The organism is Cohnella fermenti (genome assembly GCF_004801405.1).
Taxonomy (GTDB): Bacteria; Bacillota; Bacilli; order Paenibacillales; family Paenibacillaceae; genus Cohnella; species Cohnella fermenti.
Genome location: NZ_SSOB01000038.1, coordinates 68,502 through 85,104, shown reverse-complemented (window position 1 = coordinate 85,104; position 16,603 = coordinate 68,502). Strand labels below are relative to the sequence as shown.

General features: G+C 57.3%; 17 protein-coding genes. 3 read left to right on the top strand and 14 right to left on the bottom strand.

The genetic code is table 11. The features are described 5' to 3' along the window. Nucleotides 1-125: 125 nt before the first annotated feature. The 11 genes from E6C55_RS24460 to E6C55_RS24410 all read right to left on the bottom strand — a co-directional run bounded on the left by E6C55_RS24460 (nt 126) and on the right by E6C55_RS24410 (nt 9,776). Complete coding sequence (locus E6C55_RS24460; RefSeq protein ID WP_136372451.1) at nt 126-542, bottom strand: hypothetical protein; 417 nt, start codon at nt 540-542, stop codon at nt 126-128. Further along, nucleotides 539-931, bottom strand: coding sequence for a hypothetical protein (locus tag E6C55_RS24455; RefSeq protein WP_136372450.1), 393 nt, complete (start codon nt 929-931; stop codon nt 539-541). Before E6C55_RS24455 ends, E6C55_RS24460 begins: the two co-directional genes overlap by 4 nt. Further along, on the bottom strand, nt 931-1,371 hold the full coding sequence (locus E6C55_RS24450) for a hypothetical protein (protein ID WP_136372449.1): 441 nt from the start codon (nt 1,369-1,371) through the stop codon (nt 931-933). Before E6C55_RS24450 ends, E6C55_RS24455 begins: the two co-directional genes overlap by 1 nt. Nucleotides 1,372-1,473: 102 nt before the next feature. After that, entirely contained in the window at nt 1,474-2,022 is a 549-nt protein-coding gene (locus tag E6C55_RS24445) for a hypothetical protein (protein ID WP_136372448.1), read from the bottom strand. A 34-nt stretch (nt 2,023-2,056) separates the two neighbouring features. Next, nucleotides 2,057-2,605, bottom strand: a complete 549-nt coding sequence (locus E6C55_RS24440; protein ID WP_136372447.1) for a hypothetical protein — start codon at nt 2,603-2,605, stop codon at nt 2,057-2,059. A 178-nt stretch (nt 2,606-2,783) separates the two neighbouring features. After that, nucleotides 2,784-4,790 carry a hypothetical protein gene (locus tag E6C55_RS24435; protein ID WP_136372446.1) on the bottom strand — a complete coding sequence of 669 codons (2,007 nt, stop codon included), beginning with the start codon at nt 4,788-4,790 and terminating at the stop codon, nt 2,784-2,786. A 25-nt stretch (nt 4,791-4,815) separates the two neighbouring features. Next, entirely contained in the window at nt 4,816-6,645 is a 1,830-nt protein-coding gene (locus E6C55_RS24430; protein ID WP_136372445.1) for a hypothetical protein, read from the bottom strand. 46 nt (nt 6,646-6,691) lie between these two features. Beyond that, on the bottom strand, nt 6,692-7,477 hold the full coding sequence (locus E6C55_RS24425) for a hypothetical protein (protein ID WP_136372444.1): 786 nt from the start codon (nt 7,475-7,477) through the stop codon (nt 6,692-6,694). After that, nucleotides 7,474-8,046 carry a hypothetical protein gene (locus tag E6C55_RS24420; RefSeq protein WP_136372443.1) on the bottom strand — a complete coding sequence of 191 codons (573 nt, stop codon included), beginning with the start codon at nt 8,044-8,046 and terminating at the stop codon, nt 7,474-7,476. Before E6C55_RS24420 ends, E6C55_RS24425 begins: the two co-directional genes overlap by 4 nt. Next, nucleotides 8,046-9,164: an SAF domain-containing protein gene (locus E6C55_RS24415; protein ID WP_136372442.1), complete on the bottom strand. Its 1,119-nt coding sequence runs from the start codon at nt 9,162-9,164 to the stop codon at nt 8,046-8,048. The genes E6C55_RS24420 and E6C55_RS24415 overlap by 1 nt, the downstream gene beginning before the upstream one ends. 21 nt (nt 9,165-9,185) lie before the next feature. Then, nucleotides 9,186-9,776, bottom strand: coding sequence for a hypothetical protein (locus E6C55_RS24410; RefSeq protein ID WP_136372441.1), 591 nt, complete (start codon nt 9,774-9,776; stop codon nt 9,186-9,188). A gap of 235 nt (nt 9,777-10,011) precedes the next feature. On the opposite strand from E6C55_RS24410, the gene E6C55_RS24405 reads away from it, so the two are divergent. Continuing rightward, nucleotides 10,012-10,812, top strand: coding sequence for a LytR/AlgR family response regulator transcription factor (locus E6C55_RS24405; RefSeq protein ID WP_136372440.1), 801 nt, complete (start codon nt 10,012-10,014; stop codon nt 10,810-10,812). Between the two features lie 23 nt (nt 10,813-10,835). Further along, nucleotides 10,836-12,092, top strand: a complete 1,257-nt coding sequence (locus tag E6C55_RS24400) for a sensor histidine kinase (RefSeq protein WP_168735861.1) — start codon at nt 10,836-10,838, stop codon at nt 12,090-12,092. Nucleotides 12,093-12,196: 104 nt separating this feature from the next. Here the strand turns inward: E6C55_RS24400 and E6C55_RS24395 are convergent, their stop codons facing one another. The 3 genes from E6C55_RS24395 to E6C55_RS24385 form a co-directional block, all read right to left on the bottom strand. Then, nucleotides 12,197-13,276 (bottom strand): Gfo/Idh/MocA family protein, encoded by a 1,080-nt coding sequence (locus E6C55_RS24395; protein WP_136372438.1) that lies wholly within the window; start codon nt 13,274-13,276, stop codon nt 12,197-12,199. A gap of 86 nt (nt 13,277-13,362) precedes the next feature. After that, nucleotides 13,363-14,403, bottom strand: a complete 1,041-nt coding sequence (locus E6C55_RS24390; protein WP_230986840.1) for an AraC family transcriptional regulator — start codon at nt 14,401-14,403, stop codon at nt 13,363-13,365. Nucleotides 14,404-14,469: 66 nt separating this feature from the next. Further along, nucleotides 14,470-15,459, bottom strand: a complete 990-nt coding sequence (locus tag E6C55_RS24385; protein ID WP_136372437.1) for a Gfo/Idh/MocA family protein — start codon at nt 15,457-15,459, stop codon at nt 14,470-14,472. Between the two features lie 179 nt (nt 15,460-15,638). On the opposite strand from E6C55_RS24385, the gene E6C55_RS24380 reads away from it, so the two are divergent. Next, nucleotides 15,639-16,568, top strand: a complete 930-nt coding sequence (locus E6C55_RS24380) for an aminoglycoside phosphotransferase family protein (protein WP_168735860.1) — start codon at nt 15,639-15,641, stop codon at nt 16,566-16,568. The last annotated feature ends 35 nt before the right edge of the window (nt 16,569-16,603 follow it).

The window sequence follows — 16,603 nt, the reverse complement described above, 5'->3', positions numbered from 1 at the left end:
CTGGTAGATAACTCGATTTTCGACTGGGTTTGATTTGATGTGCCCTTTTTCTTGACTCATCCGCCTCATGGCCAAAAAAATTTCCAATTCTCATGAATCAGGGGCTTGACATCATACCGCTGGACTTAAGAATGTACATTCCAGAATCGAAGCCCCGTCGGACCCGCGTACAGGTCCAGCTTGGCCGAATGATTGACGGGCATTGCCGCGTAGGCTTCCGGCAGGAGAATCAATCGGTTGTCCATAAAGCTGGCATCCAGAACGATCTCCAGCGGCGTCCCCATATCGAGCCGGACCTTCTTCGGCTCCGGCGCGTTATTGTCGGCCACCAGGAGCATAAGCAGAGCATCGCTCGTGGTGAATGGGGTCGGCTGGGGGACGATCTCCCGCTCCGTCTGAAGGGCGGTCTTCTCGATCTGAATCCCGAAGCCGCCGACGTCTCCCTTGAGATAAGGAATTGTGCAATAAACCATAATGGGGACGAACAGGACAAGAACCGCGATCAGCGTAATAATATCGAGAGCGTCATCCGACTCGTTCATTCGTCCTCCTCCTCCACCACGACGTCATACGTCTGCAGCTCCTCGATCTCCGTCGCGGTCAATCGGACCTTCTTCGAGAGCAGCGCGCGCTTCTGCAGATCCTCGGGCTTCGTAATCATCACGCCGTAGACTGTACCCGAGAGGGAGTGAATCGCGTCCCGATTCTTCTCGAGCACGATGAAGGCGGCCGCGGCGGGCACGGCTCCGTAATCGGCCGTGTTCCTCAGCTCCGTCGCGTACGTCTCGGCTTGCGTGTCCGCGATGGAAGCGACCGCCTCTCTCCCGAAGCCTTGGCTCATCGCGGTGAACAAGGCGAGCATCCCCACAATGACGGCTACGACAACGAGCGAGATGGCGATATGAACGCTGTTGCTTACCTCGTTGTCCATTAGGGCCTCCTGAACCGGATCTCGGCAATCGCGCCGTTCTCGTCCTTAAAAAGAGTAGCATCGAATCTCGCATCGATAGGGAAGGTGCCTGTAAGCTCTGTAAGGTAGGTTGGAGAGAATTCGTTCTTATGGTCCTTATATCTCTCGGAATCCCACAGCTCGAAGGTGTCCGAAGCCCCGGCGACTAAGTCGACGGCAACGGTCGGCATTCCTTTGGATTCCGCGATGGCGCTGATGACGTCCTGCGGGTACAGGCCTGTCGTTCCTTCGTAACGGCTGATCTTGCGGTATTCCTTCACGATCGCGACGGCATCGTCGTCCTGCTGCTGGATCGCCGCGCTCTCTCTGGCGAGAGAGCCGAGCACAACGATGAAGCTCAGAACGAGAGCGGCCGTCATGGCGCTGATGCTGGCCCATATCGCCGCAGGCCATTCGTTCATGGTTCATGACCTCCTTCTATTCCGACACTCTATAAGCGTCCACGAACCGGCAGGTCCCGGTTCATGGACCTTAACAGTGCGGAAATGGTTCGCGAAGCGCTCTTACTGCTGGGTGAAGACGACGCCGACGATCGTGCCGGTCGTGTCCTTGATCAACTCCGCCAGGAACTTGGCCGTCGGTCGGACGAACGGATCGGTACCCGATTCCGTCATCGGGAGATAAACCATGTTGTACTTCATTTGGCCATTGGTTACCGCAATGTCCTTGGTAAAGAAGGAATCCGTCGCATTGGTCTTGGTCATTTGGGTTGTGATCAGCGTCGAGGCATTGGTTCCCGTCAGCAGCGCCCCATAATTAAACCCGGTTCCTGCACTGTTATGATTCTGCGCGGTCGTAATCGTCACCATCGCAACCGGCCGGCCTTCGAATAGCTTGATGGCCGAGATGACCTGCGTGCCGGACAGAATCTTCTGATCATAGTCGTCGAATTGCGCCAGCGACATCGAATCCATCGAATTTTGAACCGTCGTGATCCCCTGGTTCGTCGTTCCTCTCGTGAAGCCCAGAATGACGAAGATAACCGATATGATGACCCCGATAACAATCAGCGCGATCGCTATTCGCGCGCCCGATCCCAATTCGCCTTCCATTGGTTGCTCACTCCTTCACGATTGATCTGCTCTCTTATTGCTGGGTGAACACGACGCCGACGATCGTGCCGGTTGTGTCCTTGATCTGCTCCGCCAGGAACTTGGCCGTCGGCCGGACAAAAGGATCGGTCCCCGACTCCGTCATCGGAATGTAAATCATGTTGTACTTCATTTGGCCATTGGTTACCGCAATGTCCTTGGTGTAGAAGGAATCCGTCGAATTGGTCTTGGTCATTTCGGTCGTGATCAGCGTCGAGGCATTGGTTCCCGTCAGCAGCGCCCCATAGTTAAACCCGGTTCTTGCACTCTTCTTATTCTGCGCGGTCGTAATCGTCACCATCGCAACCGGCCGGCCTTCGAACAGCTTGATAGCCGAGATGACCTGCGTGCCGGACAGAATCTTCTGATCATAATCGTCGAATTGCGCCAGCGACATCGAATCCATCGAATTCTGCACCGTCGTGATCCCTTGATTGGTCGTTCCTCTCGTGAAGCCCAGAATAACGAAGATAACCGATATAATAACTCCGATGACAATCAGCGCGATCGCTATTCGCGCGCCCGATCCCAGTTCGCCTTCCATTGGTTGCTCACTCCCTCTTCCGATTTAGTCCTTCATTCGAATCAAGCTCTCTTCCGCCCATACGCGAAGATGCCGATTCCTGCGGCGATCAAGACCAACAGTATGATAGTAGGTATCCACGGTACGCTCCCCATTCCCTCTCACCCCCTTAACCGAGTCAACGTTCTCTTCGTCCCCGTCACCCTTGAACATGCGACAGCGCGTTGACGAATTCCTTGAAGCCCAATATGCCGAGCGGCAGCAGAATGTAGAGAATGGCCGTCAGCACGAGCGGCGCCATGGCCAGCGGGCTCACCATCGTTCTCTTCTTGCTGAGCGTCGTGTTCTGCGAGATCTCGCGAATCCGCAGCACATGATCGCGCTCTGTGACCAGATCGCTGAACGCCTCGGCAAGCGTGATCTGATGAATCGTCAGAAGCAGCTTGTCCACCAGTCGCCGGAAGCCTTGCAGCACGGACTTCGACTTGAGCCGATTAAGCGCCAGGTCGGGATTGGACGGATACTCATGATAAGCATCCAACAGCGCGTTCTTGTGAACCCGGCTCTGCTTCTCCAGCCAATACAGCGTCTCAAGCGTATCGGTAGACGTATTCATCAGAATCGAGATCATCGTCTGAAGCTGAAGCACGTCCTCCTCGCTCTCCGTCTTGAGCAGCCACGCCCTGCCCCGGAGCAAGAGCTCCGGCAGCTTGGAGAAGCCGTACGCAACCAGGAAGGAGATCAGAAGCATCCACCATTTGAACGAGGCATTATGATAGCTCTTGTACTTCTCCTGCAGCCGCTTGATCTGGGCGTCCTGGTCGAACGCCGGAAGCTTCGGCAGCCTGCTCTGGACAAGCGCCTTCGTCTCGTTCTCGCTCGGCAGCGTCGGATGAGCGAGGTATTCCTTGTCCATCTCCTTGCGGATTCGAATATCCTCTGCGCTCAGCTTCTCCCCGCCGACAAGCGACACTTCCCTGACGTTGTCGTAAACGAACTGCTTGCCGAGATTAACCGCGAAGAAGAAGCAGGTGAGCGACAGCGCGAACGCCAGAAATCCGTATACCAGCTTGCTTGCGTAGAGATGCTTAAGATCCGTCATGCTGAGCGCGCCTTTGATCATGCGCATCTTCCGCGCCTTCTTGAACTGCTTCTTCGGCATGATGTCGTTCACGAGCTTCTCGAACCCTTCTCGCCGAAGCAGCCTCATCACGATCGGGTTCCGATCGTCCTTCTTGACCGAGACCGCGCTGTTGATCTTGACGATGACCGTGTAGCCGACGATCGAGGCCAACAGGATGGCCGACCGCGAGACATAACCGATCGCGCCGCTATAGATGACCGAGGTTCCCGGAACGATCGAAGAGAAGAACCGCTCGATAACGCCAATCGCGAACAGCGGTGCGATAGGCAAGTATTCCAGCATCCCGAAGCGAGCCTTCTGCATCGAGATGCGGCGAATCTCCAGGTTCACCTCGTCCGCCATCATTCCCATCGCCTGAAGAAAGTTGGACGAGCCGTCCCTCAGCTTCGTATCGCCCGCGTTATTGAGGATGTAGCAGACGCCGGCCAATGTGCACAGAAGTTTAAAAGGAGTCGTAGCGTAAAATTCGTCCAGTTTCTTGCGCCCGTCCACATCCGTCAGAATAAAGTAGATATCCTCGAATGCCCGATGCAGCTCGGCCCCGGTCTCCGTCTCCGCCACCGCCTGGGAGATCGAGTTGAGCCTCAGGTAGTTCTGCCGCAGCGAAGATAGCGCCGACGAGAGCTGCTTGAGAAGCTTGAAGTGAACGCTGTCGACCTGCTTGCCGATCAGAATGCTGTTCATGACGACCGCATACAACACGACAAGCAGCGTCGAGAACAGGTCCCGGAAGATGATCGCGCCGGCCACGACCACCCCGACCGAGCACAAGGTCGAGATCAGGAAGACGCGCACGGTATAGATCTGAATCTCCTGATTCGTATAGACGGACAGCTCCGCGACCCGTACCTTGACCTTGCGGTAGGCTCCCCTCGTCAGGAAGAACTCCTCGAAGAACCGGCTCATGCGGAAGTAGGTCGACAGAGAGATCAGGCCCTTCTTGCGGGGAATGACTCCGTACGTGTTCCCCTTGCGGGACCGCCTCTTCTTGCGGTCGGAGGTGATGACCATCGTGATTCCGAACACGGCCGACAACAGAATCAGGATGAGGAGAAAGATCATGTCGGTGCCCTCGCGATACTCATGTCTATATCCTCCAATTGTCGAGAATGAACGACTTGAACTCCTTCACCTTGTCCGGAGGCATGACCTCGAGCATCTTCTGCGTCAGCTCCGTCGTGAACCAGTCGTACGTCTCGTAGGTGTCCGTCTCCAGGTTGTACTTCAGAATGTCCCTTGTCGCGAACGACTTGCGGTCCGTCTGCCGGGTGTAATACTCCTTCGTGATGCGGTTCATGGAGTGGACGGGGGCGCTTGTATCGTAATCCGGGTAAGGAACGCTGATGTCAAGCCTCACGATCTCCGAGATCCGCTCGATGTAGCGGCGGCCTTCCGTCGTGTAATTCAGATGGATATCCACCCGAATGACGTCGATGACCTGCTGCTCCGCCGTAATCATGTTCCCGGTGAAGCCGCCGGCGTTGACCAGCGAGTTCCGGATCGCGTAGACGAGCTGTTCGGCCCGGTTGGCATGGTGAGAGAAGATCGTGAAGATCGAAGCGACCTGGCCCATCTGGATCATCCGCGCCGCAATCGCATCCGTCGCCACCTCGCCGACGATGGAGACGGCGGCGTCCGATTTCTTCAAGGCATCCTGCAGCTCGGCGGCCGAGACGTACTCCGTCTCCTGAACGGACAGGATGTTCCGCTCCGGATACAGCTCCCGCAAGTACATCTCGGGCGCCATCTCCAGAACGCGCACGGTATATCGCGGATCGATGTACTTCACGGCGGCCGTCATCATGACCGTCTTGCCCGCACCCTGCCGCCCGGTGAAGCCGCAGGTGACTTGTCCCATCATGAGATAAATGATCAGGTTGATCGCCAGGAACGACTTGTTGACGTAAGGCTTGTCGATCAGGGCCGGCAGCGAGGAATCGCTGAGCGTGAACTTCCGCACGAACACGGCCCAATATTCCGCCGCCGGCGGCCGCAGCGCCAGTACCCGGGATTTGTCGTACATCGTGTTGACCAGATAACCCCGCTTCTCGGTGAGCGGTCCGGGATTGTTGTACCTGCAGAGCAGTTGCACAACCCGGCGCAATTCCTCCTCGGCATGGAAGGTCAAGAACCGAAGGTGAATATACTTCCCGTTGAAGTACAGCCAGACCGAGCGCGGCGCTTGCGGCACCTTCCTGTCCTTGTTGAGCAGGGCGCTTAGGATCGAACCCGATGTGCCGCAGTTGAAGCCGTTGATGTTCATCTCCCGAAGGGTGTCGATGACTCCGAAGCCCTTATACTTCTGGTAGATCAGAATGGACAGAAGATCGAGCATCGCATGATAATCCAGCTCGTAATTTTTCTCGGCATAGATCGTGTCGATGTCCTCGTTCGTGATCACGTAGGACGCCTGCGACTTGTCCTCGATCTCGTAGCGCTCCCGGTCCAGCCGATACTCGCCCACCATCACCGCCAGGGCGTCCTTGCCGTGCTCCTTCTTATAGAAATACATCAGAAGCTCGAACTTGATCCTCGGCTCCAAGTAACTCGCCCGGAAGTCGAACACCTGCAGCACCTCGTCTTCCGTCTTCAGCAGGTCGGCGACAATGCTGCGGATCAAGTCCTGCACGATCAGCTTGGCCGAGTCGATGCCATAGACGCAGTTCTGCAGGGCGTCTTCGATCCGCGCCTTCCGCTTGTACATCGATTCGAACTCCTCGTCCGCCAGCCCTGCGAAGTTCTCGTCCTTGATCAGATCGGCCAGACTGTACTTGACGATCTCCAGCAGCCGATCCAGCGTCAGCTTGTCCGATTGCTCGATATCGGGCTTCTCGGACTTCGCTCGGAGATAGAGAACTGTCAGCAGAGCCGCGATGCCAAGCAGCGTCACGATGATAAGCAGGGTATTTAAATTCATGGGCCTTCCTCCAATCTCGGCATGTCCTCTCCCCGGTTGCCCATGTCTATTGCGGCCACACCGTCTTCTTGCCCAGATTGGACAGCACCGTCAGCACAATTTCCTTCAAGTCGTTGTGAAGCTCGATGACCCTCGGGTCCTTATTCATGATGAACGGGAGGATCGTCTGCAGCTTGCCGATGTTGCTCGTGCGCTTGATGAACGGGTTGTAGCCGAGCTTCGCGCAGCGCCTATGCCTTAAGCCCAGCCTCTTGGTCGTGTTGCGGAAGGCTTCGACGTAGGGGTCGTACTGGTTGAATACAAACACGACTCCCTTGCGGTTCAATATGTCCATCACGCCGGCTGACTCCCAAGTCTTGAGCTTGTCGCCGGTCTCTTTGGATTGCGAGAGCACCATGACAATCAGATCCGAATTGTCGATGACCGAACGCGAGATGTCCTCGTAAATCTCCGTCCCGATGTCGGTGATGACGATCTCGTGATTCAAGTTCTCGATCACGAACTTCACCAGCTTGGCGTTATCCTGGGCCGAGATGCGATCTGCTGCGGTATCGATGATCTGCAGGTTGGGAACGCCGGGAACCTTGAGGCAGTAATCCATAATCTCGTCGCCGGATATTGCGCTCGCCTCGAGCAGCTTGATAACCTGCGTCAGGTTCCGCGTCTTGTCCGCCGCCGCCCGAATGCCCAGGAAGTTCGCCATTGTCGGGCTGTTGCCCGTGTAGGTCAAGCAAGTCGTATAGCTCTGGGTTTGAGCCATGGCCAGCGCCAGCATGATGCCGAGCGTCGTTCCTCCCTGCTTGCGATCCGGCGAGAGAACCGATATTCTCAACGCCCCCACCTCCTTGTCAGCAAGCTGTACGCCATCTTCGGCTTCATCTTCAGGTAAGGAGCGAGCATCAGAGCCAGCCCCTGGTTCAACTCCTTGGAAGGAATCGGGTGCAGCACCTGGCAGGTCTCGATCAACTCGACCGCCTTCCAGATCAAGGCGGACGGAATGACATGGATGGAGCCCTTCTCCCGCTTCCCGTCGTAGGCCAGCTTAATCGTGCGGTGCTCCCCCAACAATTCGAGGAACGATTGCTCCTCCTCGCTTGGAGCGTAGCTCTTCACATGAATCGTCAGATCCAGATGGTCGGGGATCGTCTCCTGAATATCGAAGATCACGTGCTCGAAGTCATCTGCGGTATAGCCGACTTCCTCGAAGATCTCGTCCGGCGTAGCGTCGGAGACGACAATCATGACGTTGGCCATATGCCCCTGAGTCTCGCCGAATTCCAACAGCCTCTTATAATGGCGATTGCTGCTGATTACGGCGACATCGCCGGTTGCCTGCAAGGCTTTAATCAGCGAGTAGATGACCGGACGCTTGTCGGTATAGCCGTACACCCCTATCCGCATTACTCCACGACACCTTTCTCGATCGTTAAAGTCTGGGAGTCCGTCCCCGAATTCGTCCCGCCTGACGTCGCCTGACCCGATGATGTCCCGGAAGAGGAGGCGCTGCTCGAGGAGGATGAAGCAGCGCTTGTCGAAGGAGCCGCAGGCTGCGTCTCAGGCTGGACCTCCGCTTGACCGTAACCGGCCTCCGCCCGCCGCTGCGCTTCCGCATCAGCCCTAGCCTGCTGGGCATTGGCGAATTCTCCCGCTCCTCCCTCCAGTTCCCCCTTCACCTCGTCGCGTCCCGATCGAATCGCTTGTCCGGCCTCATCCAGAATATTCGCCGTCCCGGCGTCAATCATCGTTCTTGCCGTATCGTTGAGCCGCGTGTCGAGCTTCTGGACGAGGTTCGGATCGGCGATCATAATCGCCTCGATGTTCTTCGGCACCGCGTAATACTCGGTCGCCGCCTTCTGAATGCCGGGCTCCACATACTTGGTCATGTAGAGCATGGCGCCCTTCTCGGACTGAAGGAAATAATCCAGCAGTGCGGCTTGATAGAAGTGAATCTCTGCTTCGCTCATTTTGAACTTGACCGATTTGCCGTTGATCGCTTCGATCCGCTTGTGGGTCAGGACAATGTAATCCTCGCCCATCGGGTATACAATGCGATAATCGACGTAATCTCCAACCTTGAGGCCGATCGGGGAGAGGTTGGCGAACAGATCGTATTCCCGCGTGGTATCGTCGATCGGCTCTTCCATCACGAGCCCCATGCTGAGCGGAGTGCCCGGCGTCAGCGCCACCTTGTAGTACTTGCCGACAATCGTCTCGGGCTCCAGGATGTAACTCGGACTGAGAAGCGATTCGGGAATCTGCCTTGCTTCCAGGTCGGCCATCTGAATCTGTTGACCCGGGAACGTCTCTGCCGCCTCTTCCCTGACCGCCCAGATATCGACCATCGGGCCGATATTGTCCAGAGTAGCTTGCAGCAGCTCAATCCGACCGTTCAGATCGGCCTTGATCTGCTCCTGCTTTGGCCCCCAGATCCAGTAATACTGGCCGACGTTCGTTCCGATGAAGAGCACCGATGCGGCCGAGATAATCGCGATCTTTCTCCAATCCCACTCGATATTCATGCTCACGCTACCTCCGAATGTTTACTCGCTTGCATATTTCAGAGGGTCGGGCAACGGCCCGTTTACCCCGTAAAAAACCTTTAAGCTGCTTCTCAGGACGATAACCCTGGAGACGATGTCCCCTTTCCGCAGGTAGCAGTCGATATAATCCGAGCTGCTGTAGGTGCCTCTCATCTCCCATCCGTCCGCCAAGAGCGTATCCAGGTAGCGGGAAGAGCCGACCAGGCTTGCGTCGTAGGTATAGGGAATGGAAGGCGTGATGCCGAGCTGCAGGCTGACCGGATCGACCAGCTCCGTCCCCGGCAGGTAGGAGTAATCGGTCACGGCCCCGGCGGCCGCCCTCGTCAGAATCGACCGTTCTTCTCCGCTGGCGCTCCGCAATTCGACGATCTTCGCGGAAGCCGTGTCCTCCACGTAAAGATTGCCCCCGATCCGATATTGGATATAACGGACTCCCGATGCCATTCCTTCCTTCACGACGATTCTCTCTGAAGCCCCGTCCCCGGCGGTCGGTCCGGCGGGAGGCGGCGCTTCCTTCACCGAGCTGGCGAGAAGCGTGGCTCCGGACAGGAACAACAGCAGAATCCCTCCGATAACGACTCTTTTCCGCAAAATCCGTCACCGCTTTCCAAGATGAGACCAGAGAACTATTTTCTTTATACTGGTGGCAAATTTAGTATAATCAAGTAGAGTTGTGGCTTAAATACACTTGCCGCGAAATGGCCGTAACTCGACGCGAAATGGCATAATTTCCATTTATTTTACAGAAAAAGAAGGAAAATCGTCGCGAAATGCCCGGTGAATTTGAGACTTGAGAAGCTACCATGTGGGTTAGGGTGGGAAGAAAATGATAGAAAGTTACACTGTCGCCATTGCGGAGGACGTACGCTACGCCAGAATTTTGATCAGACAATTATGCGAGAAGAACTACCTCCAGGTTGTTGCCGAAGCCTCTTCCGGAATCGAATTCAAGCTATTGGCCCGGGATCTTAGACCCGATGTTCTGGTCCTTGACATCGAGCTTGAAGATATGTCGGGCATCGAGCTTGCCAGACAATTAAGAGCGGAATTGGACTACACCCCCCAGATCATCTTTATTACGGGGTCGACGGACCCTTTAAACATCATGGCAGCCGTAAACGAAGTGGGGGCGTTCTACATCGTTAAGCCTCTGCAGGAGGACCGTTGGATGATCGCCATAACGAAGGTGATCGACAATCTGGAGAAGCAGCGGCATCGGCTGGCCCTGCTTAAACAGGCCGATCGTCTGGTTGAAATTCATGTGCAGCGGAAGACGATTCGAGTTGCCGAAGAATCGATCCTGATCGTGGAGAAGATTCCCGGCCGCAAGAACGTCAACGTCTATCTGACAACGGGCGAAGTCATCGAGAGCAATTCCTCCCTCAACCAGATTAAGGATCAAAGCTCCACCTATCTTTTCGAGACGATACGGGGATTTCTCGTGAATCTGAGATACGTAGCGGGCTATCGAAGAGAAGGAGGTTCCAAAAATCTGCTGCGCCGGTTCGACGTGTACTTCCACAACAGCTACCTGGTAGCTCCGCTGGGAAGAATTCAGGAGAAAGAGTTCGCCGAGCAGCTTAATCAATATCAGCGTCAAGGATTTCTGTCTGTGCAGAACGAATGAGTTTGCGTGCACGGAGGCTGCGCATGAAGAAGACAATCATGATTATCGCACTGGTTATCATAGCCATCGTAATTCAGCACGTCTTATATTTTCTGCAAACGAAACACTCCCTGACCGAACTGCTTAAACGGCAGAGCCAGTCGGCCTCCGAGCAATTCGAAGCCTACCTGAATGCCCTGCCTTCCGCCGACGAACTGCAAGACTCGCTCGCGCTGGATCGCCTTCTTGCGAGCGTCGTATCCGCTCAGAACGATCTTCTGGAGATTGCCGCTTTCGACGCCGACCACGCCATACCCGAACGCATCTTCGGGCATTATTCCTTCGGGACGAAGCAAGATGCCGATCTGATGAGGAAGGCGAAGAGCAGCAATCAAGCCATCTTCGGCATCCAGACCGTTCAAGGCCAACGAATTATGAAGATGTTCGCCCCCATCACCCTGAGCCTGTCATCTGTTGACGGCTCGTTCCCTCCCTCCTCCTTGAAAGTTCTTATAGCGGTCACATCGAATTATCGCTTCGTGCAGCAAGCCTTGAACAAGCTGCTCGTTACGATGATCCTTACCTCCGGCACCATATCGGCGGCCCTGATCGATATCGTCCTGATCGTACGCCTGATCTCGAGAGCAAGAGCTCGCGATATTAAGACCACCCAGGAGAACTACATCGACAACATGAAGCAGTTGTATGCGTCCGTTCGCGGGCAGCAGCACGATCTCTTGAACCATATGAATGCCATCCACGCATTGGTCGCACTTGAGAAGTATGAGGACTTGGACAACTACACCAAGGAACTTATCGGCGACATCTCCTTCACCAGCGATATCCTCATCATCGGACAGCCGGCCATGAGCGCAATCATTCATGCCAAGAGCCTTGTCGCCAAGCAGAAGCAGATTCAGTTCACCTTCGACTTCGAAGGCTTGTCCGGGTATCCGATCGGGGTACGCTCGGTTGATATTACAAGAATTATGGGCAATCTGATCGACAATTCGTTCGACGCTGTCATAGGAATGGAAGAAGGCTTGAGGCAGGTGAATATTCGGGGTTGGATAGAGGGCAACAAGCTTTATCTGACGATCTCGAATCCCGGCTCCATTACGCCCGAGGAAGCGAAGTCGATCTTCAAGCCGTGGTACTCCCTGAAGAAGGAACACACGGGATTGGGCCTCAGTATCGTCAAGCAGCTCGTCGGCAAGTACAAAGGCTCGATTCATCTGAATCTGGAGCAACCGGGGCAGGTTCGTTTCGATGTGATGCTTGCTCTGTTCAAGGGAAGATAAGCGTGGAGAGAGCCCCAAGCGATTCCATCTTCTGTGGAAAAAGCCGCATCCCTCGGCAGCGGGAGATGCGGCTTCGTTCATGGGACAACACTTGCGGAAGCTCGTTACGGGAGCTCGATGCCCACCTCGCGGCGAAGCTCCGAGGAGCGCAGCACACCGTCGATGATCGCTTGCTGAATCAGAATCTGTTCGCCCGGAATCGGAGCGGGACGGCCGTCTCGGACCGCTTCCGCGAAGTCGCGCACCTTCTCGTCGAACAGGTTGAGCGAGTGGCCGATAAGCGGCACGGCCGTCGACGTGTGGCCGCCGAAGTCGTCGTGGAACAGCGTCATCGAGCCGACCGCTCCGTCCCATACGCCCGACCACGGACCCGAGCCCGCCGGGGTTACCTTGAGGCCTGCGTCCGTTCCGAGGAACAGCGTCGAGCCGAGCGAATCCATGTGCATCGCCCATGAGATTTTGAATTGCAGCACAAGCTCGTTCTCGAAGCGCACCATCGCGACGCCGAAGTCCTCGACCTCGAAGCGCGATGCCTCGGGATGGTACTGCGGGTTCGTCCCGAAGTGGTTCGACGTGAACGCGGACACCGACACCGGACGCGGATAGCCGAGCGTATTCAGCGCCATGTCGAGCGAGTAACAGCCGATGTCGGCCATCGCCCCTGCTCCCGCCAGCGCCTTGCTGATGAACGTGCCGCCGGGCATTCCCCGCCTGCGGCCGCCGCCCGTCTCGACGTAATAGACGTTGCCGAGCCGGCCGGACTGCACGATGTCCTGAAGCCTCTTCATGTTCGGATCGTAGCGGGGCTGGAAGCCGATCGTCAGCATGCTGCCGGTCTCCTTGGCCGTCTGCACCATCTCGATCGCTTCCTCCAGCGTGACCGACATCGGCTTCTCGAGCAGCACCTGCTTGCCTGCGCGCAAGGAATCGACCGTCGTGCGGTGATGCGAGACGTTCGGCGTGCAGATGCTGACGCCGTCCAGCTCCGCGGCAAGCAGCTCCGTATGGCTGTCATACGCCGCCGCTTCCGTCAAGCCTTCCCGCTCCGCGAATTCCTTCGCCTTGCCGGCAATGACGTCCGCTACCGCAACAATCTCGACGAACGGCAGCTTGCGATACGCCGCGACGTGAGCGCGGGCGATACCTCCCGTGCCGATAATTCCGATTCTGACTTTGGCTGTCATGTCCATATATCCTCCCCATGGAAGTATGCCTGTCCGTTCCCTCCACCGAAGCGGTTCACCTTGGAACTCGTCTTCCTCGGGCTCTCTCACCGAACGCCATGAAGACGACGATAGGCGGACGGGGTCATTCCGTACTTATTCTTGAATACCGGATACAGATAGTTCGGGTTCGCATACCCGTAGTCGAGCGCGATCTCCTCGATCGAGCGCTCCGATTCGAGCAGCTCCGAGCTTATCTTCTGCAGACGAATATGCTCGACCCATTCGCTGAACGTCGTTCTTCCTTCACTGCGGAAGATGCGCTGAAGCTGGCGCGGGCTGACATGCACGCGCTCCGCAACCTCCTCGAGCGCAAGCGGCCTTGCCCCGTTGTCTTCGATATATTGCGTTGCGAGCCGGAAGCGATGATCCTTCATGTCCCGCTCGGGAATGTTGCCTGCGGCTTCCGGCGAGGCGTGGACCCGGGATGCGCGCAGAAGAATCTGCAGAATGGTCGTCTTCATCGTCGTGTAGACGCCGACGGACTGCTCTTCCCAAGCCCGGTACGCTTCAAGGAAGCAAGGCATCGCGTGGTAGCGATCCAGAGCGGGCAAGGCGGGCATTGTCCGCAGCAGGCGAATGCACTCCTCCGCCTCCCTCTCCTCCAGTTCGTCTCCCCAAGCCCCGGCTTTGCCCGGCCCCAGTGGAATAAACTCGCAATGCAAGCACAGCTCGAACATCGGGTCCTCCGGGTCCGACACTTGCTCGTGCACGACATCCGGCCCGGTCAAGTAGAACAGCCCCTCCTGCAGCTCGTGGACGTCGCCGCCAATCGTCACCAATCCCCTGCCCCGCACGATAAAATGAAACTCGAATTCCGAATGCTTATGAGCCGGAATCACGTGACCGGGCCCGAAGGAAGCGAGGTGGCACCGCAGCACGCGAATGCCGTATCTCCCCCAACGGAACCGCAGATCAAGCCGGTCCAACGCATCCCTCTTCCGCTCCATTCTCGCATAGGGGAACGGAACCGATCCGCTTCTTCGCTCGGCCGGCATCCCCCGCTCTTCATTCCGTTCGCCGCCTTCTTCTCCGGACACCGCTCTGGACACAGCTTTGGACGCTGCTCTTGACACAATTCTTGACACAGCCTCATCCTCCTGCGGCAAGCGGGCGGTCCCGCCAGCCGACCGGGAACGGCGCCTTGCCTATCGTTACTTCGCGAGCTCCTCCAACCGAATCGGCCGTCCTTCGGCAACCGAACGGTTCGACGCTTCCATCAGCTTCGTCAGATCGACGGCGATCTCCACGTTCTCCGCGGCCTCCGTCCCTTCCTGAATGTGAACGACCCATTGCTCGTAAGCCCACGGCAGCCGGTCCGCAATCGGCACCTCCTGCCAGCCGTCGCCAAGCTTGTTGCTGCGAACCACGATCTTCTCCTCCGGGAACCCGTACAGCAGCGTGCCTTCGGTTCCGTGCAGCTCGATGGAGAACGGCGAATGGCTGTTCACGAATCCCGCTTCCACGATGCCGATCGCCCCGTTCCCGTACGAGAGCACGGCCGTCGCGTTATCTTCCACGTCCTTGCCGGTCACATAGCCGAAGACAGCGCTTACGCTGTCCGGCAACCCCAGCAGCGAACGAACGAGGTACATCGGGTGGCAGCCAAGGTCGATCAGCGCCCCGCCGCCGCATTGCTCCTTGGAGAAGAAGTGCTCCGGAAGCCAGCCGGCGGTCGCCCCGTTGTGGGACAAGCGCACCCTCGCCAGCGTCAGCTTGCCAAGCGTCCCCTCCTGGACAACCTTGCGGATTGCCGGCGTATACGCATCATACAGACGCGGAAGCGACACCGTCAGCTTCACCCCGGCCTTGCGAACCTCTTCCACAATCTCGTTCACTTCGCTCAGCGTAGGCGCAATTACTTTCTCTGTGAAAATATGTTTGCCCGCCCGGGCCGCCCGCACCATAACGTCGCGATGAAGGTTCGTCGGCGCGTCGACGACAACCGCATCGATGTCCGCCCGTCCGAGCAGTTCGTCAAGATCCGCGATGAACGGCACACCGTACTTCCCGGCCTTCTCCTGGCCGCGCGCGGGCAGCTCATCCCAGATCGCCGCGATCTCCGTATCCGGGTGCCCGATCACTTGCCGGGTATAATCCTCCGCGTGCACGTGCCAGTAACTGATCATCCCAATCCGAATCATTCTGCTCTCTCCCAACTTTAAATATACGACACATGCTCAAGATAGCACACTCCCATTACGTTAATTAATCCAAGAACATGCCATTTATACTATAAAATCACGACATCATTCGGCAAGTGGAAAATCATATGATAAACTCGGGGAAACCGAAACAATCGTGCAGAAAAGGGGTTTGGCGGATGACGAAGGTACCGGAGGCTCTGGCCTCCACCATCAAGCAGGTTCATGGCGAGGCCGGAGAGAGGTGGCTCGCCGGATTCGGCGAGCTGATCGCCTATTGCGAAGAGAGATGGGGGCTCAAGCTCCTCCCGTCGGACTATCCGCTCAGCTTCAATTACGTCGCACCGGCGGAGCTTCCGGGCGGGCAAGGCGCGGTGCTCAAGCTGAGAGTGCCGGAGGACCCGGAGCTGCCGCTGGAGACGGAGGCGCTGCGCCTGTTCTCCGGGCGCGGAGGCGCTCGGCTGCTCGATGCCGTGCCCGAACGCGGCATTCTTGTTCTCGCGAGGCTTGCGCCCGGCCTCACGCTTAAGACCGTGAAGGACGACCTCGCAGCGGTCCGCATCGCCGCCGGGCTGCTCCGTTCGCTGCGGATTCCCGCGCCGCAAGGCGGCCCCTTCCCAAGCACGGAGCAGTGGGCGAAGGGGCTCGGCCGCTTAAGGTCGCGGCATGACGGCGGAACGGGCCCGATCCCCGAAGAGCTCGTTCGGCGCGCGGAAGAAGGATTTGAGCAGCTTCATCGCACGATGGACAAGCCGTTGCTGCTTCATGGCGACCTGCACCATGACAACATACTGTCGGACGGGACGGGATGGAGCGCCATCGACCCGAAGGGAGTCGTCGGGGAATTGGCCTACGGAGCAGTCCCGTTCCTGCTGAACAACCTGCCGGATCGCGATCCCGAAGCGGCCGTGCGGCTCATCCGGACCCGCGTTCCTCTCTTCGCCGCGGAGCTGTCCGTGCGGTCCGCACGCCTCGTTGCCTGGACGTTCTGCCACCAGGTGCTGTCCGCGGCATGGAGTCTGGAGGACGGCTCCGGGGATATTCGAACGCAAGTTGCCCAAGCATGGGAGCTTCTCTCCCTCTGGAGGAACGATTCGTTCTCCGTATAGGGCAACGGCCCCGTTAAATATCCGGGATTGTCCTC